General features: G+C 36.7%; 19 protein-coding genes and 2 riboswitches. Of the genes, 14 read left to right on the forward strand and 5 right to left on the reverse strand.

Going from position 1 to position 20,756, the window contains the following annotated elements:
- The coding region (gene ccsA / locus AC1RNS_RS04905) for a cytochrome c biogenesis protein CcsA (protein ID WP_492991202.1) at positions 1-213 on the forward strand (213 nt) is incomplete at its 5' end.
- An 11-nt stretch (positions 214-224) separates the two neighbouring features.
- Complete coding sequence (locus AC1RNS_RS04910; protein ID WP_492991204.1) at positions 225-653, forward strand: hypothetical protein; 429 nt, start codon at positions 225-227, stop codon at positions 651-653.
- 71 nt (positions 654-724) lie between these two features.
- Here the strand turns inward: AC1RNS_RS04910 and AC1RNS_RS04915 are convergent, their stop codons facing one another.
- From AC1RNS_RS04915 to AC1RNS_RS04925, 3 genes are all read right to left on the reverse strand, one after another.
- Positions 725-925, reverse strand: a complete 201-nt coding sequence (locus tag AC1RNS_RS04915) for a cold-shock protein (protein ID WP_054771532.1) — start codon at positions 923-925, stop codon at positions 725-727.
- A gap of 233 nt (positions 926-1,158) precedes the next feature.
- Complete coding sequence (locus tag AC1RNS_RS04920; RefSeq protein ID WP_492991206.1) at positions 1,159-1,785, reverse strand: response regulator; 627 nt, start codon at positions 1,783-1,785, stop codon at positions 1,159-1,161.
- Positions 1,778-3,970 (reverse strand): sensor histidine kinase, encoded by a 2,193-nt coding sequence (locus AC1RNS_RS04925; protein WP_492991208.1) that lies wholly within the window; start codon positions 3,968-3,970, stop codon positions 1,778-1,780. Before AC1RNS_RS04925 ends, AC1RNS_RS04920 begins: the two co-directional genes overlap by 8 nt.
- Before the next feature lie 207 nt (positions 3,971-4,177).
- Between AC1RNS_RS04925 and AC1RNS_RS04930 the strand changes: the two genes are divergently transcribed.
- The 9 genes from AC1RNS_RS04930 to AC1RNS_RS04970 all read left to right on the forward strand — a co-directional run bounded on the left by AC1RNS_RS04930 (position 4,178) and on the right by AC1RNS_RS04970 (position 13,408).
- Positions 4,178-5,101 carry a hypothetical protein gene (locus tag AC1RNS_RS04930; RefSeq protein ID WP_492991210.1) on the forward strand — a complete coding sequence of 308 codons (924 nt, stop codon included), beginning with the start codon at positions 4,178-4,180 and terminating at the stop codon, positions 5,099-5,101.
- Between the two features lie 101 nt (positions 5,102-5,202).
- Entirely contained in the window at positions 5,203-6,180 is a 978-nt protein-coding gene (locus AC1RNS_RS04935) for a thymidylate synthase (RefSeq protein WP_492991211.1), read from the forward strand.
- Positions 6,181-6,382: 202 nt separating this feature from the next.
- Positions 6,383-6,577, forward strand: coding sequence for a hypothetical protein (locus AC1RNS_RS04940; RefSeq protein ID WP_492991212.1), 195 nt, complete (start codon positions 6,383-6,385; stop codon positions 6,575-6,577).
- Positions 6,578-6,621: 44 nt separating this feature from the next.
- On the forward strand, positions 6,622-6,828 hold the full coding sequence (locus AC1RNS_RS04945) for a thymidylate synthase (protein ID WP_492991213.1): 207 nt from the start codon (positions 6,622-6,624) through the stop codon (positions 6,826-6,828).
- A 439-nt stretch (positions 6,829-7,267) separates the two neighbouring features.
- Positions 7,268-7,681, forward strand: a complete 414-nt coding sequence (locus AC1RNS_RS04950) for an Rrf2 family transcriptional regulator (protein ID WP_492991214.1) — start codon at positions 7,268-7,270, stop codon at positions 7,679-7,681.
- 69 nt (positions 7,682-7,750) lie between these two features.
- Positions 7,751-8,380 carry an NAD(P)-dependent oxidoreductase gene (locus tag AC1RNS_RS04955; protein WP_492991215.1) on the forward strand — a complete coding sequence of 210 codons (630 nt, stop codon included), beginning with the start codon at positions 7,751-7,753 and terminating at the stop codon, positions 8,378-8,380.
- Positions 8,381-8,638: 258 nt separating this feature from the next.
- Positions 8,639-10,060 (forward strand): aspartate ammonia-lyase, encoded by a 1,422-nt coding sequence (gene aspA / locus AC1RNS_RS04960; protein ID WP_492991216.1) that lies wholly within the window; start codon positions 8,639-8,641, stop codon positions 10,058-10,060.
- Positions 10,061-10,206: 146 nt separating this feature from the next.
- Positions 10,207-11,451 carry a methyl-accepting chemotaxis protein gene (locus tag AC1RNS_RS04965; protein WP_492991217.1) on the forward strand — a complete coding sequence of 415 codons (1,245 nt, stop codon included), beginning with the start codon at positions 10,207-10,209 and terminating at the stop codon, positions 11,449-11,451.
- A 766-nt stretch (positions 11,452-12,217) separates the two neighbouring features.
- Positions 12,218-12,401: riboswitch (cobalamin riboswitch) on the forward strand.
- A 245-nt stretch (positions 12,402-12,646) separates the two neighbouring features.
- Positions 12,647-13,408: a hypothetical protein gene (locus tag AC1RNS_RS04970; RefSeq protein WP_492991219.1), complete on the forward strand. Its 762-nt coding sequence runs from the start codon at positions 12,647-12,649 to the stop codon at positions 13,406-13,408.
- Between the two features lie 286 nt (positions 13,409-13,694).
- Here the strand turns inward: AC1RNS_RS04970 and AC1RNS_RS04975 are convergent, their stop codons facing one another.
- Entirely contained in the window at positions 13,695-15,635 is a 1,941-nt protein-coding gene (locus tag AC1RNS_RS04975) for a GTP-binding protein (protein WP_492991221.1), read from the reverse strand.
- Between the two features lie 239 nt (positions 15,636-15,874).
- A riboswitch (cobalamin riboswitch) is annotated at positions 15,875-16,061 on the forward strand.
- Between the two features lie 180 nt (positions 16,062-16,241).
- Between AC1RNS_RS04975 and AC1RNS_RS04980 the strand changes: the two genes are divergently transcribed.
- The 3 genes from AC1RNS_RS04980 to AC1RNS_RS04990 all read left to right on the forward strand — a co-directional run bounded on the left by AC1RNS_RS04980 (position 16,242) and on the right by AC1RNS_RS04990 (position 20,119).
- The gene (locus tag AC1RNS_RS04980; protein ID WP_492991223.1) at positions 16,242-17,237 is read left to right on the forward strand and encodes an ABC transporter substrate-binding protein; all 996 of its coding nucleotides are present in this window, start codon (positions 16,242-16,244) and stop codon (positions 17,235-17,237) included.
- A 50-nt stretch (positions 17,238-17,287) separates the two neighbouring features.
- Positions 17,288-17,959: a precorrin-3B methylase gene (locus AC1RNS_RS04985; RefSeq protein ID WP_492991225.1), complete on the forward strand. Its 672-nt coding sequence runs from the start codon at positions 17,288-17,290 to the stop codon at positions 17,957-17,959.
- A gap of 171 nt (positions 17,960-18,130) precedes the next feature.
- Entirely contained in the window at positions 18,131-20,119 is a 1,989-nt protein-coding gene (locus tag AC1RNS_RS04990; RefSeq protein WP_492991439.1) for a S9 family peptidase, read from the forward strand.
- Positions 20,120-20,199: 80 nt separating this feature from the next.
- On the opposite strand, the gene AC1RNS_RS04995 is transcribed toward AC1RNS_RS04990, so the two are convergent.
- A complete protein-coding gene (locus tag AC1RNS_RS04995) occupies positions 20,200-20,742 on the reverse strand; it encodes a GNAT family N-acetyltransferase (protein ID WP_492991227.1) in 543 nt (180 codons plus the stop codon).
- Between the last annotated feature and the right edge of the window lie 14 nt (positions 20,743-20,756).

The raw sequence follows: 20,756 nt of genomic DNA on the forward strand, positions 1-20,756 counted from the left end.
CAAATTGCGTGGAGTAGATACTGGGGCTGGGACCCTAAAGAAGTATGGGCACTAATAACATTTTTATTTTATGCAGCCTTCCTTCATTTTCGACTTTCAAAGGGGTGGGAGGGTGAAAAAACAGCTTGGTTAGCGATTATTGGCTTTGGCATTATCATCTTTAATCAAGTATTTGTAAATTTAGTGATTGCTGGTTTACATTCGTATGCATAAGGAGCTAAGAAATGAGTTATTTTCTTAAGCTGAATCTAGTGAGTATATATTATGGGCTTATGTTCTTTATTTCGATTGAATTACAAGTGAATTATTATCGAATGGTAAGACTAACTGGATGGGAAGGGCAGCAGTTTGATATTTTTTTATTTCTGGTGCACGCAATCGGTTGGATAGTAGCGAGTATTGTAATGTATAAACTAACAGCTAAATGGCTTGCTCGTCACCGATTAGTTTATGTAACAACTATTCTTTGGCTGCCATATTCAATCATCTTTACTTTTCTATTTACAAGTATTTTTCCAATTACCAATCAAGGCGATTCACCAGCACCTGTGCAAGGATTAATCCTTTTTGCAATGATCTTTTTATTTCCGTTCTATATTGCAATTTTAAATTTCCTGTGTCGTTTTTTAAGCGCTGATAATACACAGGGGTAATAACATGAAAAAGAGACATCCAAACAAAGGATGTCTCTTGAATTTTTGCACTATAAATGCTATGGCTTACATTAAATCTTGACAACATTAGTTGCTTGTGGTCCACGGTTTCCTTCTTCTACACCGAATTCCACTTTTTGACCTTCTTCTAAAGTTTTAAAGCCATCTGATTGAATTGCAGAAAAATGTACAAATACATCATTTCCACCTTCAACTGCGATAAAGCCAAAACCTTTTTCTGCGTTAAACCATTTTACTGTACCTTGTGTCATGTGTGAACACCCTCCCAAAAAAATTCAACAATCATATTCCTTCCATCACTTGCAAAGAATCACGTATTCAAAAGCCCGTATTTCCTTTTGAATACGTGATTTTAATGACATAAAAGAAGTAATGTAATTATTAGTTTTAGTATATAACAGTTTTATACATTTATCCAGTATATTCCGTTTTTAGAAAGGGAAAATTTACATTTGTAATATATACTTTATGACGTTGACTCTTGTTAGTCAATCCACGCTTTCTCTTTCGCTACAATCACTGCCTCAGCTCTTGATTCTACATTAAGCTTAACAAATAATTTAGATAAATAGTTTTCTACAGTTCTCTGTGTTACGCCAATGGCAGATGCAATAGCTTTATTCGTACAGCCTTGTGAGACAAGCTGTAAAATTTCTTGTTCTTTGTCACTGAGAAAAACTTCCTGCTTCCTATTTGGCATATTCGTACGCTGTTGAACGAAATCTAAAAAATCTGCTGACAGTAGAATTTCACCTCTTAATGCAGCTAAAATGGTTTGAATCACTTGCTCTTTGGTGGCTAGCTTTGAAAGTAGTCCGTCAATTTTTTTCTCCACAAGTAATTCGTAATAATCGGAAAGCTCGTATCCTGTATACAGTAAGATAATGGCTTCTGGTTGTTTTTTCTTAATCATCTCAGAAAGTTGAATGCCATTAGTTGGTTTCATATTAATATCGATTAAAAATAGTTGGAAAGCTTGAACATCCATTCTTGATAATACTGCTTCACAATTCTGCTCGGTGTCTATATTTACATCTGTTAAATCCTGTAATAGTGTTTTAGTACCATCTAAAACGACAGGATGGTCATCTACAATAAGAATATTAATCATACGAATCTCCGTCCTCTTGTATTTGAATAAATATATGCATTCCTTCATTATGACTGGAGGCAATGTTGATCTCACCATTAAATGCGCGTACACGCTCACGAATTCCGTTTATCCCCATGGAAGCTGAAGATTGCATTAAATCTTCAATATTACAGCCAATGCCATTATCATCGTATTGTAGGATAAAACCATGTGGAATAGCTTGTAACTTTAATGATACTTCAGTTGCCTCAGCATGCTTTATCGCATTATTTAACAGTTCCTGTACTAGGCGATAAACGACTAAATGTAAGGTGACATCCTGAAATTGGACACGTTCTATATGAGCACTTAACAAAAAATCTGCTCGTATTTTTACCTTTTGTATTAATTTTTTTAAAGCCATTTGTAATCCAAATGTGTCAAGTAAAGGAGGGCTTAGATTTTCGCAATATTCCCGTAAATCTTTTGTGGCATTCAGCAATTGCTCCCGAATATCTAATACCTTTTCTTTTTTTATAAGCGGTGATCCAGCAAGCACATCTAGCTCTCTCGCTAAATGAAGCTGTTCCTGTAAAATGGTGTCATGTAATTCTTGCGCTAAAATACTTTTTTCCTTTTCAATAATATTCCACAATAATTTATCGAGCCAAGGTAGCTGCGTATCATTGGAATCCTTCATATGTTGAATTTCTTGCACTAAATCTTCAATAAGCTTTAAATTATCTATAAACATAGAGACATAAAGTGATAATAACTCTAACCAAAGAAGTTCTTCTTTCTGTAGGGGGTGTCTTATTTTTAAAACAACTTTTTCTTCACCTGTATCGTGTAGCAGCAGTTGAATCGTGCCCATTTTTTCTATAATCTCACCACGAACGAATGGTACAACTTCTGTTTCGGTTGTAATCATAAAGGCTGTGGTACCAAGTTTTTCGGTGATTTCATATTTGAATAGTTTCAATAATTCTTGTTGATTTTTTGCTTTCCCCATTCTATTAACCGCAGCATATAAATTATGTACATAATTGCCAGTGGATGAAAAAATAATTTTTCGGTACTTAAAATCAAGCTGCTCTTTTATATAGAAGCTCGCTATGATAACGAGAAAAATAAGAATAAAGATACTCGTCATTTTAACAAGCGAAATGTCCTTTAAAAATAGTAAGGCTATGCTTGAAGTCAGTATTACGGCACTAAAAAAAGCAAGGGTAGAATAATAACGAAAACGAGATAATTGATATTCAATATCGAAGAGTCGCTCATTCACTTGAATGAAGATAAAGGAAAATGGAATAAATAATAAAAATAGTGCAGCAAACTCCGCATGTAAAATGGGTTCGTGACCTAAAATTTCAGGTATTACGAAAAAAAGTAAAAATGGTAAGAATGGTGTGATAAAAGCAATAGCTATTAGGCGAATTTTTGCCAATTTTGTGCGTAAATAACTTGTAAGTAATATGTAGATGGCATAAAGGACAAGCACAGCAAATAGGCCTAAATTAATAGAGGCAATTACTTCCCTCAATTCTCGATTAAATAATTCAAAAACATTACAACATAAAAAAGCTAGTGGAATGAAATAAAGCCATCTTGTATCGAGATATCTCCATTCTAGATGTAAGTAGCAGAAATATGATTGCAAAAAGTGAATAAAAAGCACTAAGCATAAAATGATGCATATCCCTATAACTAGCATACCGAGAAGATTCTCTCTAGAGGAAGCGCCTGAACTAGTATAAGCTAAAGAACAGGTTAATAGAAATAGTACTAGTAGTCTTGTTTGTTGATTTTCTTTATTTTTTCTCCATAAGTAGAGTGCAATACCAAAAGATAAAACGAAATAAAATATTGGAAAAATAATTTGTAAAAATAATTCCTCAGGTATATCCTGATGTTGAACTGATATAGCGTGAACAACGCCACTAGGTTTGATAATCGTTAAGTCTTTGGCACTTCTTGCGACAGAGTGAAATTGAATGGAACTATTTTCTTGCGCAGGTTTTCCGTCAATTGTCAGTAAAATATCACCAGTTTCAATATTTTGTTGCTGTGCCCAATCAGGATAATAGAGATCATCTATAACCAGTTGCCCACTAGACGAGTCCACTAAAATACCAATAAAAGGTACCTTTATTGTTACGGCAAGTACATAAATTCCTACTACTAAATATGCAATGAAAATACTATATGTCCATTTGTTCATCTTTTTCTCTCATTTATTTTCATCGAATAAACCCCGTTTCATTAAATAGTATGCTATACATTATCCATAATTAATGGCAATTATGGAATACCGAAATCAGGTCTTTCGGAAAACCACTATTGCTTTTTCGGAATAACGAAATAGTCTTTTCGGTAAAAGCTATGATAGTGTAAATCTAGCATATATGACGGAAAGGGGGAGCATTGCGTGAAAAAGTGCGGATTGTCGCTAATCCTTTTTTTCCTAGTCGGCATAATGTTGTATCCAATGACAGCAATTGCTAATGCCTTTGAAAAAGATAAGGTCGAAGTTGATATTTGTATTATCGGGAGTGATAATCATTTTGTCTATAAAATTCCTAAGCGTTTACATAAAGATAAGCCTTATGTTGAGATGAGGAATAAAATTGAATCCTCGTTAGCAAGTCATTGGAAGGTAGAAGAGGCTCATTATGAAGCGAACCAATCAGATGTTGCGTATACTTTCTTCATTAAGGATTTATTTCAAGAAAAGCAAAGTGGCCAAATGAAAGTAGCGATTCCATATAGCATTCTTGTAGGAATGTTTGGTGAAGATGAAGCTATTCAATTACGTATTTTAGCTAGTAAATTAACGAATTGGAAAGTCAATGCAAATGATTGGGCAGCATTCGGCTTCGTAGCACCTCTCACGCTTTTAAGTGACCAGGAATATGTCTATGAGGGAGCTGTCTACGAGCTTTTACAACAGCGGGTGGGTCATTTTGATGGTACTGTCATGAAAGGTCAATTGGTGCTGAATAGTGTTATCTATTTTAGCTTTATATTAGTGCAATTAATGACTTGCATAGTAATGTCAAGACGCTTGAAAAAGAGAATCGTTCATGATCCAGAAAATATGCATCAGTTCCGAAAGTTAAACTATCTGTATCAAATCGTTCCTTTAATGGTAATCATTGCTCAAATTGTTTTTCTAATTATGTCTGGGCTGTTGACTGCATTTGGTCTTTATTTTAATCCAGGCATTGATTTATTATTTATTGTTGGACCGATTTTATTGAATATTATTTTGCTGCCTACGTTTTTCGTCACGACTGAGAGTGAAATCTCAAAAGAATTAAACAATAACTCCTTTGATTCAGGTATGTCATAGTATGATTTATTTTAGAGGTGGTTTTTCTTTTTGCTCGTCCAAATATAGTTGTTAGATGTTATAATGGTCAACAGCAAACATGAAGGAGCTGTTGAGAAACGATGACGCATCCAGAAACTGCGTACTTACATTTATTACAACATATATTAGAGAATGGCATTAAAAAGGAAGATCGTACAGGAACAGGGACATATAGTGTATTTGGCTATCAAATGCGATTTGACCTCAGTAAAGGCTTCCCGCTTTTAACGACAAAACGTATTCCGTTTAAACTTGTAGCCAGTGAGCTCCTTTGGTTTATTAAAGGTGATACTAATATTCGATATTTATTACAGAATAATAACCATATTTGGGACGAATGGGCCTTTAAAAAATGGGTTGAATCTGATGACTATTCAGGTCCTGATATGACCGATTTTGGTAGACGCTGTTTAATAGATGAATCGTTTAACGCAATTTACCAAAAAGAGCTAGCATCATTTTGCGAGCGTGTATTATCGGACGATGAATTTGCACGTAAATATGGGGAATTAGGGAATGTTTATGGCAAGCAATGGCGCAATTGGACAACATCGACAGGGGAGAGCCTCGATCAATTGCAGGATGTAATCCATCAAATTAAACATAATCCTGATTCAAGACGAATCATTGTCAATGCATGGAATCCAGAAGATGTAATTGACGCTGGAGCAAAAGGCAGTAAAGCGGCATTACCTCCATGTCATGTGATGTTCCAATTTTATGTTGCAGATGGTAAGCTGAGCTGTCAATTAATGCAAAGAAGTTTGGATACACTATTAGGCTGTCCATTTAATATTGCTTCCTACGCATTATTGACACATTTAATTGCTCATGAGTGTGGATTAGAAGTTGGCGAGTTTATTCATAGCATTGGGGATGCTCATATATATATTAATCACGTGGAGCAAGTAAAAGAGCAGCTTTCTCGTGAACCAAAGGACCTACCAACCTTGAAAATTAATCCGAATAAAACGTCAATTTTTGATATGGAGCTTGAAGATTTAACAATTGAGGGCTATGATCCACATCCAGCAATTAAAGCACCCATCGCCGTTTAATTTTTGCAGCAGCCGATTTGGTTGCTGTTTTTTTAATCGAATTTTTCGGAATAAAATACATTAAGAAAAAGTTGCTAAAAGTTCGAAAGAGAATTTTCCATTATATTGAATATGGCAATTATAGGATATATACTAATAATTAGTTATAAGTTATCTTTAGGACTAAAATAATGTAGAGGTGAATAGTGTGAGGAGATCAATGATGTTTCAAATAGATGGAAGAGGAGAAAAACAACGTAGAAGGAAGTTGCCTATCCATCCGCCTCAACCAGAAATAAATGCTATTCAACAACATGAGCAATCCTATATCTCTACAAAATTAACACAGGAGCAAATTAAGAAAATGATGCAGGTGATTGATGAAATTCGTCTTAGAAGACATGAAGATATATTATAATTGTAAGCGCCTTCTAAGCTATAATAGCCTAGGAGGTGTTTTAGATGAATGTGATATTTGTAGAAACGTTTACAGGTACAGAGCTTTTACATATGGTGTCACAGGATGTGGCGGGCATATTAGCAGCAGCACAAGGGGAGAGTGTAACATTCCCATTAGGCCACTTTAAGTATGAATTTCATAACTTAGATTTTTATGAGGAGAACGGAGAAATCCGGCAAGAGCTAGTTATTTACGTAAAGAGAATTTAAAGTTGAACTTCAATTTGTAGCCCAATTCACTTGAACCTTTACATGCGGTAAATGTCTTACTCTATTTTTAGGTTAAATTTTATCTTCATTCAGCAAATGTTTTTTGTATCGAAAGCATAGCAGCAGATACAGAAGACTCCCACCTCTGCAGGTGGTGAGATGAATAAGGTATTGGTTTCTTTTCAGTGGGTGTCCAAACACCTACTGAATGAAGATAATGCCTCCGGCGGATGTCACGGATTTTCAAAGGAATGAATTGTGTGGGCACAATTCAAAATCCGGACGCAATTACGCCAAGCCGAAATTGATTTCGTGTTTACACGAGAGAAAAGAATAATAAGCATTCAAATGGAAAAAATAAAGGCAGGTGTATATAAAGCAATTTTCTTGCCTTTATCTACACCTGTAACTATAATAGTTACAACAGGTGGTGATACATATGGTGAACAGTCGATTTTCGGTAGCGATCCATATACTTTCGCTCATTGCAACTACATCTGATAAAAGTCAGTTAACATCTGACTTTATGGCAGGGAGTGTCAATACAAATCCAGTTGTGGTAAGACGCATGATTGGTACTCTCAAAAAAGCAGGATTGCTGTCTTCACAAACAGGCATCGCTGGTTATGAGTTATTGGTAGAGCCAAAAGATTTAACATTATTAGCTATCTACCAGGCAATTGATGGGCCAGAGCAGCTTTTTGCGATTCATGATGAGCCAAATCCAGCCTGTATGGTGGGGAGAAAAATCCAACATACATTGGAGGGTGTTTATACATCTATTTGGCAGGCAATGGAAGAACAGTTACAAGCACAAACTTTACAGGATGTGCTAGATCAACTTCGTCTTTAAACGAAGTCGATCTTTTGTACCCACCCTGTAACTTAATTGGTTACAACTATAAACTAGGAGGAACACATAATGAAGATTGGTATAATTGGAGCAACAGGGAAAGCAGGACAAAGAATAGTAGAGGAGGCATTACAACGTGGTCATGATGTAACAGCCATCGTACGCTCTGCATCGAAAGTAGTGGGAAATATTTCTGTTATGGAGAAAGATGTATTTGCTTTAACGCAAGAGGATGTAAAAGGCTTTGATGTTGTTGTTAATGCGTTTGGCGCCCCATTTGGTCAGGAAGAATTACATGTAAAAGCAGGTCGTCATTTAATTGAAATTTTAACTGGCATAGATACAAAATTATTTGTTGTTGGTGGAGCAGGTAGCTTGTTTGTAGACCCAGAAAAAACTGTACGTGTAATGGATACACCGGACTTTCCTGAAATGTTTTATGCAACAGCTAAAAACCAAGGTGAAAATCTACATGATTTACAACAATCATCAATTACTTGGACATTTTTAAGTCCATCAGCATTCTTTGATCCAGAAGGTCCAAGAACAGGAAGCTACAAAGCGGGTGCTGATCATTTATTGGTGAATGCTGCTGGTGAAAGCTATGTGAGCTATGCGGACTATGCCATAGCTGTAGTAGATGAAATTGAAAATCCAACTCATATAAATAGTCGTTTTACTGTCACTTCCGATAAATAATAAAGAAGGCGTTGGATTTATCGGAAAAGAAATAGTAACCAAACAGTACCTATGAGTAGCTGATAACTTGCTCCTTTTCTTTACTACACTCACATCATAATACGGAATAATGGACCGAGCGCGTATAGAATGCGCTCGGTTTTTAGCGAATAATTTACTTTTTTAAAGGATTTTTTTATTTTACAGAAAAATGACTGTTTACAATCCGCCATTAATTAGCTACTATCAAGTGTGAGTATTGCATAAAAGGAGACGACAATGATGTCAACACAACGTATAGAAAAAGATTTTTTAGGTGAACGTGTATTACCAGCAAATGCTTATTATGGGATTCAAACGCTACGTGCGACTGAAAACTTTCCTATTACAGGCTACACAATTCACTCTGCATTAATTAAAGCAATGGGGATTGTCAAAAAAGCAGCAGCATTGGGCAATATGGAAGTACACCTATTATCAAAAGAAATTGGTGAGGCAATTGTCGAAGCAGCACAAGAAGTGATTGATGGAAAATGGGATGCAGAATTTATAGTAGACCCAATTCAGGGCGGTGCAGGTACATCGATCAACATGAATGCCAATGAAGTAATTGCAAACCGTGCCCTAGAAATTTTAGGGAAAGAAAAAGGGGACTATCAATCAATCAGTCCAAATAGCCATGTGAATATGTCCCAATCAACAAATGATGCTTTCCCAACAGCTATTCATATCGCTGTTTTAAATTTAATAGATGAATTACTGCTAACAATGGATAATATGCAAGCGGTATTCCACCAAAAAGCAGAGCAATTTGCACATGTGATTAAAATGGGACGTACTCATTTACAAGACGCAGTACCTATTCGATTAGGACAAGAATTTGAAGCTTATTGCCGCGTTATCAACCGTGATATTGTACGCATCCATCAAACTCGCCCGAATCTATATGATGTGAATATGGGGGCAACAGCAGTAGGTACAGGTTTAAATGCGTTCCCTGATTATATTAAGTCTGTCGATGAGCATCTTGCTGAAATTTCAGGATTACCGTTAAAAGGTGCTACTCATTTAGTAGACGCTACACAAAATACGGATGCTTATACAGAAGTGTCTGGTGCATTAAAAATCTGTATGATCAACATGTCTAAAATTGCGAATGACCTTCGCTTAATGGCTTCTGGTCCACGTGCCGGCTTAGGAGAGATTATCTTACCAGCTCGCCAACCAGGATCTTCAATTATGCCAGGTAAGGTAAATCCAGTAATGCCAGAAGTTTTAAATCAAGTTGCCTTCCAAGTAATCGGTAATGATCATACAATTTCTCTAGCATCTGAAGCAGGGCAATTAGAATTAAACGTGATGGAGCCTGTGTTAGTATTTAACTTAATTCAATCTATCAGCATAATGAATAATGTATTCCGTGCATTTACTGAAAACTGCTTAAAAGATATTGAAGCAAATGAAGAGCGTATGAAAGAATATGTGGAGAAAAGTGTTGGTGTCCTAACGGCTGTAAATCCACATATTGGCTATGAAGTGGCTGCTCGTCTAGCGCGTGAAGCAATTCTTTCTGGTCGTTCGATTCGTGAACTTTGTTTAGAAGAAGGCGTACTAACAACTGAACAATTGGATTTAATTTTAGATCCATATGAAATGACACATCCTGGTATTGCAGGGTCAAGTATTATGAAATTGAAATAATAGACTATAGAGAGCACTTTGCCTAGCGTAAAGTGCTTTTTTATATGACTTGTTTCTTACAATAGTGGGGCTTTTTTCTGTGAATCGAAGGAAAATTCAACTATAATAACTACATTGGAATATTATTATAGTTGGGGGAATTTAGTATGAGTTTAGGAAAAAGAAGTATAATTGGTTTTTCTGCTTTAAATGTTCTTATGATTATTATATTAGTCATAGACCTAGCAAATCTTACATCATTGGATTGGTTATCCACAATATTAACAATACTAGGAATTGCAATGACACTTTCCTATATTGTCTATGTACAGTATAAAATTATTAAGCCCATCAACCAATTAGCAGCATCTGCTCAGGCAATTGCTGAGGGAAATTTGCATACTGCTCCTATTGAAGTGAATTCCAATGATGAAATTTCAGCGTTAACAAAAGCATTCATAGAGATGAAAGAACAATTACAAATTATCACTCAAAAAATTGCCCATAGCTCTTCAGACTTATCTACGAGTATAGAGGAGCTATCTGCCAGTACAAATGGAATTACGATGGCTGTTGATGAAGTTGATTCTCAAATGGAAAAAACATCAGATGGACTTAAGCATGCAGCTCAATCAGCCAATGAAAGTGCAGTGGCTATGCAAGAAACAGCAGATGGCATTGAACGGATTACTGTAGCAACGCAAGATGTTTTTGACCATGCAAAGGAAGCAAATGATGTTGCAGGTAACGGTGCAGAAATTTTACATGTGGCTAAAAATCAAATGCAATTTATCTCGAACTCAACTGAAAAAACAAGTCAGTTAATGCAGCAGTTAACAAATAAAATGATGGATATCAAAACAATGATTGATATGATAACAACCATTACAGATCAAACGAATTTACTAGCATTAAATGCAGCAATTGAAGCAGCACGGGCTGGGGAACATGGTCAAGGCTTTGCGGTCGTAGCAGAGGAAGTTCGTAAATTAGCAGAGCAATCCAAACATTCAGCACATCAGATTGTTGAGCTAGTAGTTGGAATTGAAAATGATACAGCACAGGTAGCGTCATCGGTTGAAGAGGATTTAAAAAATGTTCAGCAGGGTGTCTATGTTATTGATGAAGCAACAAAGTCATTTGGTACGATATCTCAACATGTAAGTAAAATGACGAGTCAGCTGGAGGATATTTCTGCTACGGCTGAGGAGCTTTCAGGTAGTGCTGTTGAGGTGACAAAATCTGTTATGACAATTGCTTCTGGTATGGATAGGTTATCACAATATACAGAAGTTGTTCTACAATCAGTAGATGAGCAAAGCGCCTCCATGCAAGCGGTCAATACAGTATCACAAGATTTATGTGTACAAGCAGAAAATTTACAGCAGCTTACACAGCGATTTAAGGCTTAATTATGTAATAGAAGATTCTACTATAAATATAACTTATGGAGTTTACAACATTTGTACAATGTTGAAATAAATGGCCCATTGCCTGTGACACTTTCAAGATTATAAAAAGCCCGCGCTTAAGCGAGGCTTTTTTGTTATGCAAAAGAAGAAGGGGTGCGAAATGGACAGATTACCATGAGAAGGGTCAAAGGCTTGCTGGGTACATGTATGAATTGAAGAATAGCAAGGAAGTTTATATCAATACCTATAGCTATTTGAATTAAAGAATCATCAAAGATATTCAGGTACATGTATTTTGTATGAGCTCAATAAAGAATGATGTGCTACCCATTCGACAAGACCTGAAAATGGTGGGGTGTTTGATTATTGATGGCTTGTAAGTTATAGATATTCAATATTATGAAAAGCTAAAAGGTATTTAATGTATCTCTATTTTGAGCTTATTATTATATCCATGCAAATGCAAAATGGAGGGATGAAATGAAAGTTCTTTTGTAAAACATGCAAATATTTTTGAGGGGCTTCAAAATCATGATACGGAACCAACTGAAAAGCAGTTAATAGGATAAAATGGCTTGTTGAAAATATATGTCATACAATTTCAAACAATAATCGTAACAATCATTTTTCCAATTATTTAATGAAGAAAGTATTTTTTTTAGGAATATACTATATATTGTGGTAATTGACTTTAGAAAAATACTACTTTACAATTAATACTAGTAAGCTATAAGGAATGTGAAGTAAACACGATTCCTTAACAACTGAATAGCGTGTAATAATAGGTGTAAATTGCGTGCAATTTACTGAAAAGGGAAGTCGGTGCAAATCCGACACTGTCCCGCAACTGTAAATGTGAGCGACTTTTCGTATACCACTGTTTAACGACGGGAAGGGGAAAAGTAGCGATGATCATGAGTCAGGATACCTGCCTATTATGAGTACACACCATAACCCTACGAGGAATAGGAGGTGGCATGTTGACAAAACAGAATGCTCTGTTTGTCACAGTACGTCAGACGCCCAAATTAAATAAAGGTATGTGGATAAATTCCCATACATTTAGGTTTGGGTATTGTTTGACTTTTTGTGATGAACGAAAACAATAAATCGAAGGGTTTCCTCTAAATGAAGGAAATCCTTTTTTTACTGATGACTTCCGTTTTGAAAATATGTACGAAAAGAGGATGCACTTATGACGAATATTCATGTATGGTCAGCACAGGAAACGCACTTTGAGGATATGAAAATTTGTAAGCAGCCACGCACTGAAGTTGCCAAGCAAGCAAAAACAAGAATGGCTGTGGAATCACTTGTTGATCAAATACTTGCAACCAGCCTTATTAGTAATCAGCGACTATTTGATCAAATTTTATATAACAAGGACATTATTTGGATTCAAAATGAGGAATTTAATGGACATCTTTTCGCAAGGGCAGAGATAACAGAGAACCTGAAAACAAAAACAAATAGCTTTATGATGTATATGCCAACAAATCCAATTGTGTATGAGGTTGATGGCGAACTTTATCATTTAATTACACGCATCGATTCAACCCGTGCCAAACCAAATCTAGAACGACTTTTTGTAGAGCCTAAGCCTGTATTAAGTGCTGCTCGTGTCAATGATTTATTGTGCTCGATTGTGATGCGTTTTTATGAAACTTATTTGGAAGATTTATCACGAATCACACAGGATAGCAAACTTATTAGTTTTGTAGAACGCGAATATAAGCATTTTTTACTAGCCGTAAAGGAACTAAATGATTATCATTTAAACTGGCATCCACGCGGCAATGGTCATGAGCTATTGCTGCAATTAATTGATAATTTGCAACTTTTGAAAAGTAGACCAGGCAAAGTGTTAACAGACTTTTCTAATTCACATAGCTATGCTGTTGTAGAACCTTCTTATCGTCTTTTCAAAGACACAAGGCAAAATGTACGAGCATTATAGGAAAAAGCAACTGTTCAGATTCAAAAGGAAACGGCTCTGGTACAAGTGAATATCGCTCCGGTCAGCTCAAAAATAGCTCGGGTACAAGGGAGAACCGCTCCAATCAGCCCTAGAACAGCTTAGGTTCAAGAGCAAATCGCTCTGGTCAACCCAAGAACTGCTCAGGTCCAAGAGAATACAACCCAAATTAGTCAATATCTTCTCAATAGCAAAACCAATTAATACAATCTTAGTACAGAAACAGGACATGGAAGTAATTTCCCATGCCCTGTTTCTATTTTCTGAATTATTTTATACAATGCATTGCTGCTTGTGCCTCATGCCATGGAACGGAATAGCCTTTCCCCTTTGCACAAAAAATACTGGCAGATGTATATTCAGGATCGGCATTCTTATCATAGCCGACTTGCATAATAATTTCTTCCGTATTATGACACACATCATAGCCATCAAATTGCAGAGAAAGGACACCCTTACCATTAGTGTAGGCCGCAAAGGTTGTACTATAGCTCATAAATGTCGCGACAGGGGCACGGCCCGTAATCACGACATCATCTTCGGAAATAATTGGCGGGTCAAATGTACCGAATGCTTGCTGAATATCAGTCATCATGCGGCCGATAAAATCGGTAGATGCTTTTAACTTAAAGCGGTAATACGGCTCTAAAAGGACATTCTCCGCTTGCTCAAGCCCTTGCCTCAATGCCCGGAATGTGGCCTCGCGAAAATCGCCGCCCTCGGTATGCTTAATATGAGCACGGCCCGTTACAAGCGTAAAGCAAATATCAGTCACGGGAAAGCCTGTTAGTAATCCATGATGTTCTCGCTCGAATAAATGCTTTTCAATCAGTCGTTGATGCCCAACGGATAAATCGTCCGTATGACATGCATTGACAAATGTAATACCAGTACCGCGTGCACTTGGCTCCATTAATAAATGTACTTCCGCATAGTGCTTTAAAGGCTCGAAATGACCATATCCTGTAACAGTTGATGAAATTGTTTCCATATATAATATCTGTGGTTCCCCGAATGAAATGGCTAATGAAAAACGCTTGTTTAGCACATCGATAAGTACCTCAAGCTGGATAACACCCATAATATGTACTTGAATCTCTTGAAATTTTTCATGCCAAATCACACGTAATGACGGCTCTTCCGCTTCAAGTATACGAAAGATTTTTAAGACTTCCTTTATATGCTGTTCACCCTCGTATTGTACTTTGGCCTGCAGGGTTGGCACTAACTCATAGGGCTGTGGGTTACTGGAGCTTCCAAGGATTGCACCAATATTTGCTAAACTAAGCCCTTTTACAGCAAAAATTTCACCAGCTGTAACTTCTTGTACGGCTTCAAAACGATGTCCGTTATACAATCGTATCTCCGTCACTTTTTCGGTTACGTCTCCAAATGAAAATTCATCTCGAATATGTAAGGTTCCCTGTAATGCTTTGATAAAAGTTAAGCGTTGATGGCCATCATGTCGAATTTTAAAGACTTCACCTTGAAATGGTGCTGCAGCATCGAAATGTGTTTCAGTAAGCAGTGGGAGCTGTGCTAGGAATTCCTGTATCCCCATATCTTTTAATGCAGAGCCAGTAAAGCATAAAAAGGCTTTCTCCTGTTTAATCAACGCTTGGAGGTGGGCAAGACAGTGAGTGTTATCTAATGTTTCATTAAGAAAAGCATCCAAAAGATTGTCATCACGTTCAGCTAGCCATTCCATTATATTAGAAGGCATATAATCCGAATGGAACATTTCATTTACTAGTAGTACATCCTCAGAGTAATCTTTTTGAAGCTGTGCCATAACATGATCCACCGCTGCACCTTCACGATCAATTTTATTGATAAAAAAGAAGGTTGGAATGTGATACTGACGTAATAAGTGCCAGACTGTTTCAGTATGCCCCTGTAGCCCCTCAACTGCGCTAATCACAATGATGGCATAATCCATAACACGGATCGCACGCTCCATTTCAGGAGAGAAGTCGACGTGTCCAGGTGTGTCGATTAATGTATATGTATCGTTGCCAATTGTCAATCGGCCTTGCTCTGCAAAAATAGTGATGCCACGTTGACGCTCCAGCTCATGATTATCCAGAAAAGTATCTTGATGATCCACTCGCCCACGAGCCTGAATACTTTTTGTATGAAATAATAATTGCTCTGAGAATGTTGTTTTTCCTGCATCCACATGAGCAAGGACTCCAATAGTTTTGTGCATAAATAATCCTCGTTTCTATAAATCCGTCTACTTCATTGTAACAGAATTTTGTTGAATTCAAGAAATACGAATATGTCATAATAGTACTCCAAATCAAATGATTATGAAAAATAATTAATGTAAAATAGTTCTCGATTTTGTAAGAATAGTGCTATAATAATAAAGATAATAAGTAAATGGATTTTTTTGTGAGATTGCGAACAGAAATTACTTTTGCTAGTCTATCAATAATATTTATAACAATAAATCTTTATATTGGTGCAAATGGCCTTTGTCATTTGCTTAAAAGGGAAATCGGTGAGAATCCGATGCTGTCCCGCAACTGTAAATGGGGAGTCTATACAATATGCCACTATAGTCATACTATGGGAAGGCGTATAGATGATGAACCTAAGCCAGGATACCTGCCAATATTAATCTTTACTTCAACCACGAGGATGGGGATAGTGATTCAGGTCAAAAGCCGTTTTTTCACTATGCGAACCTCTTGGAAACAAGGGGATTTTTTTATGCCCTTTTTCAATTTGTTACACAGTACATAATACATGGTAGTTAAGAAGTCTGCGGCTTTCTTGCTATAGATTTAACATCAAAGGAGAAAAAGACATGAAGAAATGGAATAGCATGTGGCTTGTCTTTGCACTGGCATTGATGGCTATTTTAGGTGCATGCAGTGCGAAGGAAGATAATGAATCAGCGACACAGGGTGAAAAGGTTGAACCATCCCAAGAGGCAACGTCAGAAGTAACGATTGACAATAATGGGACAACACAGATTTATAAAGAAGCTCCCAAAAAAGCGATTAGCTTAAACCAACATGTGACAGAAATTATGCTAGCTTTAGGCTTAGAAGATTCAATGGTTGGTACAGCCTATTTAGATGATAAAATTTATGAGCCTTTACAAGTTGCTTATGACAAAGTACCTGTATTAGCTGACCAGTATCCTACAAAGGAGCAGGTGATTGATGTAGAGGCAGACTTTTTATATGGAGGATGGAAAAGTGCCTTTGGTGAAAAAGGTGTTGGCACTCCTGAAGAGCTTGAGGCATTAGGAATTCACTCATATTTACATACAGCTTCCAATATGACGAAGCCAACTTTAGAGGATATTTTCACAGATATTCGTAATATCGCAAAAATATTCCGTGTTGAAGATCGTGGTGAAGCTTTAATCGACCAAATGACAAAAGATGTAGAGGATGTTCGTGCCAAATTGCCACAGGATGGAGAGGGGCTGCCAGTTTTAGTTTTTGATAGCGGTGATAAGGATGTTTTTACAGCAGCGCAAAACTTTATGAATGAATTGGTAACGATTGCTGGAGGTAAAAACGTTTTTGGTGATGTAGAATCTGGGTGGACAACTGTTTCAAAGGAAGAGGCAGTTGCGCGTAATCCAGAGATGATCGTTGTCATTGATTATGGAGAGACATCTGCTGAGGAAAAAATTAATTTCTTAAAGAATGACCCAGCATTAAAAGAAACAGTAGCTGTGAAAAATGAACGTTTTGTTATTTTACCACTATCAGCAGCATCTGAAGGAGTACGTGCCGCAGAAGCGATTCAAATTTTGGCAAAAGGCTTTTATCCAGATAACTTTTAATAGTTGAGCTAGCATTTTGCTGGCTCCTTTTTCATAAGGAGACATCATACATGAATGCATTTAATATGAATATACCAGAGAAAACCTTTGAAAAGCTAAATCAGCAGGGAGAGTTTACTCGTCTTGCAGTAAGTCCTGGAATTATTAATAAGCACTTTACTCCTACACAATTTCAAATAATTGCAGAGGTCGTTGGAGACACGGGTGCTATTAAATATTCTGCATCCTACAGTATATTACTATCAATTCCTACTGTTGATCTAGATAAAGCACTTAACAAGCTGCAAAAAGCTGGCCTGTATTTGGCTAAACAAGGTCCAATTGTTGCAATGAAGGCATGTGACTTCTGTGATGGCGATAAAATGGAGGCAGCCCCTATAACAGAGCAATTATATTCTTCAATAAAAGGGATATCAGTTCCTGCAAGATTACGTTTAAATGTCAATGGCTGTGCATCGGCTTGCTATAATGCTGTCTATGATGATATTGGTCTAGTTTATCAAAAGGATAGCTTTGATGTTTATTTGGGAGCTGTGCCTATGGGGGCAAATGCTCAAGCGGGGACATTGTTTGCTAAACGAATCCCAGTTAACCATATTGAAAACTATCTCCATGCAATTATTCTGCTCTACAAGGAACATGCTCGATCAAATGAACCTTTTTATAAATTTTATCGTAGAACAAAGACGGCTGCCTATTGGGACATTGCACGGGAATTCTGAAAACTAGTTAGCGTTATATATCCCGTTCCTTTGTTACTAACCTAGTTATCGTATAATACTTCTTCACATATAAAAGATTATTGGGCTTAAAAATATTTCTCTTTTAAGCAGGGAAAATACTTAGGGCATCGAAATAAAGTACTATGTAAGAATTTCAACAAGAAGGAGCGAATAACAGTGAAACATGGGATTCAACCAGAAGATTTATATCGATTAAAATCAGTATCAGATCCACAATTATCACCAGACGGAACAGAAGTTGTTTATGTAGAAACTTATATTGATGAAAAGAAGAAAGACTATGTATCTAATTTATTTTATATAAATTTGAATGAAAAAAATCCTCAACAATGGACATTCGGTGATGATAAAACGAATTCACCTGTATGGTCTACTGATGGCAGTAAAATTGCGTTTGTCTCAACGAGAACTGGTATGCCACAAATTTTTGTGCTTGCTAAAGCAGGTGGAGAGGCCAAACAAATTACACATTGTAAAAACGGTGCGACATCACCTGCATGGTCTCCATGTGGTAAAAAAATTGCCTTCTCCGTAAAGCTTGGTAAAAATGAAGACATCTTTGATAAAGCAGAAGATGATAAGAAAGAGGAAAAAGAACTTAAACCACTTGAAGTAGACAACATGAAGTATAAATCAGATGCTGCTGGTTTTATCGATATGGATCAATATACTCACATTGCCATTGTCCATCTTGAAACAGGGGAGCTGGAACAAGTGACGACAGGAAGCCATCATTTCCATTTGGATACATGGTCACCAAATGGAAAATATCTGGCTTATCTGGCTGATTTAACAGAGGATGTAGATTTTTCTTTCAATAATGATATTTATTTATTGGAGATAGAAACAAAACAAACGTGCCAGCTAACAGAAGGAAGGGGGATGTTCTACCTAACTTCATGGTCCCCAAACAGTCGATACATTGCTTTTCTTGGAAGTGAGAGAGAATTTGAAAACGCAACACAAGCAAAGCTATGGATGTATGATTTAGAACAAACTAATTTAACCAGTGTAACGAGTGATTTTGACGCCCCTATTGGTGATTGTGTAGTCGGAGATTTTCTACAAGGTGTCGTGGCTCCATGTGTCCAATGGATGGAGGATAGTCATAGCTTTTACTTCCAAGTAACAGATCACGGAAATACAGCCATTTATTTTGGAAATACTGCTGGTGAAATATATCCAGCAATTCATGACGATCAGTATGTCTATGGTTTTTCACTTGATTCTCAACGTGATAAAGCAGTAGTTGCCATCAGCACGACAACAAATCCTGGTGATCTATTTTCCGTCAATTTAAAAACTGGTGAAAAGGAACAGCTCACTAAAGTTAATGAAGAGTTTTTAAAGTCGAGAAAATTATCTATTCCAGAAGCCATTGAATATGAAGGGGCAGATGGCTGGAAGGTAAACGGCTGGATAATGAAGCCAATCGGATATGAGGAAGGGGAAAAATATCCACTTATTCTTGAAATCCATGGCGGTCCGCACGCAATGTATGCCAACACCTATTTTAACGAATTCCAAATTCTTGCTGCACAAGGTTTTGCAGTACTGTATACGAATCCTCGCGGAAGCCATGGCTACGGTCAAAAATTTGTTGATGCAGTCCGAGGTGATTATGGTGGCAATGATTATAATGATTTAATGGCCGCTGTTGATTACGCATTGGAGCATTATGATTACATTGATCAAAACCGACTCGGTGTTACAGGCGGAAGCTATGGGGGCTTTATGACAAACTGGATTGTTGGTCATACGAACCGTTTTAAAGCGGCCGTTACACAACGCTCCATCTCTAATTGGATTAGCTTTTACGGTGTAAGTGATATTGGCTATTACTTTACAGACTGGCAAATCCAAGCAGGACTAGACGATATTGAAAAGCAATGGCATCATTCACCGTTGAAATATGTGGACAATATTCGAACGCCACTGTTAATTTTACACAGTGAAAAAGACTATCGCTGCCCGATTGAACAGGCAGAGCAATTGTTTATCGCCTTAAAGCATCGTAAAAAAGAAGCAAAATTTGTTCGCTTCCCAGAATCTAACCATGAACTTTCAAGGAGCGGAAAACCAACGTTAAGAATTAAAAGATTAGAATACATTCGAGATTGGTTTGTGGAATATTTATAAAAATCATTGAGGATGGTGGCTTAAGAAGGTAAAATGCTCCTTAGGCCACCTTTTTAAAATAGAGAAACTAGATTGCAAAATTATTGATTTATAATTCCAAAAAACACTAAATCCTTATACTTACCGTCTTTTAGAATATGATCCTTTAATATTCCTTCTTGTGTCATACCGATTTTCTCCATTACTTTTCCTGATGCAGGATTCGATGAAAAAAATCGAGCAAACACTTTATGCAGTTTCTTTACTTCAAAAGCAAATTGGACGATCGACTGCGCTGCCTCTGTTGCATAGCCTTTTCCCCAGTATTGCTCACCAATCCAATAGGCAATTTCTCCTTGATTAAAACGTTTGTTATTCGATAATGCAATTGCTCCATATAATTCACCAGTTTCTTTATCTGTTACTGCAAATTCGTACGAAATATCTTCCATAAAATGATCATAATGGCGTTCAATCCATGACAACGCATCATCTAAACTATATGGATAAGGCAGGTACATTGTACTTTTATAAATATTATAGTTATTACAAAGCTTTGCTACCGTTTCTGCGTCTGATGCTTGAAATAATCGAAGGACTAGCCTTTCGGTAGTAATCATTAATTTTTCACGAATATACTCCATTCAATCATCTCCAA

This window comes from Lysinibacillus sp. GW821-FHT14F06, assembly GCF_058803665.1.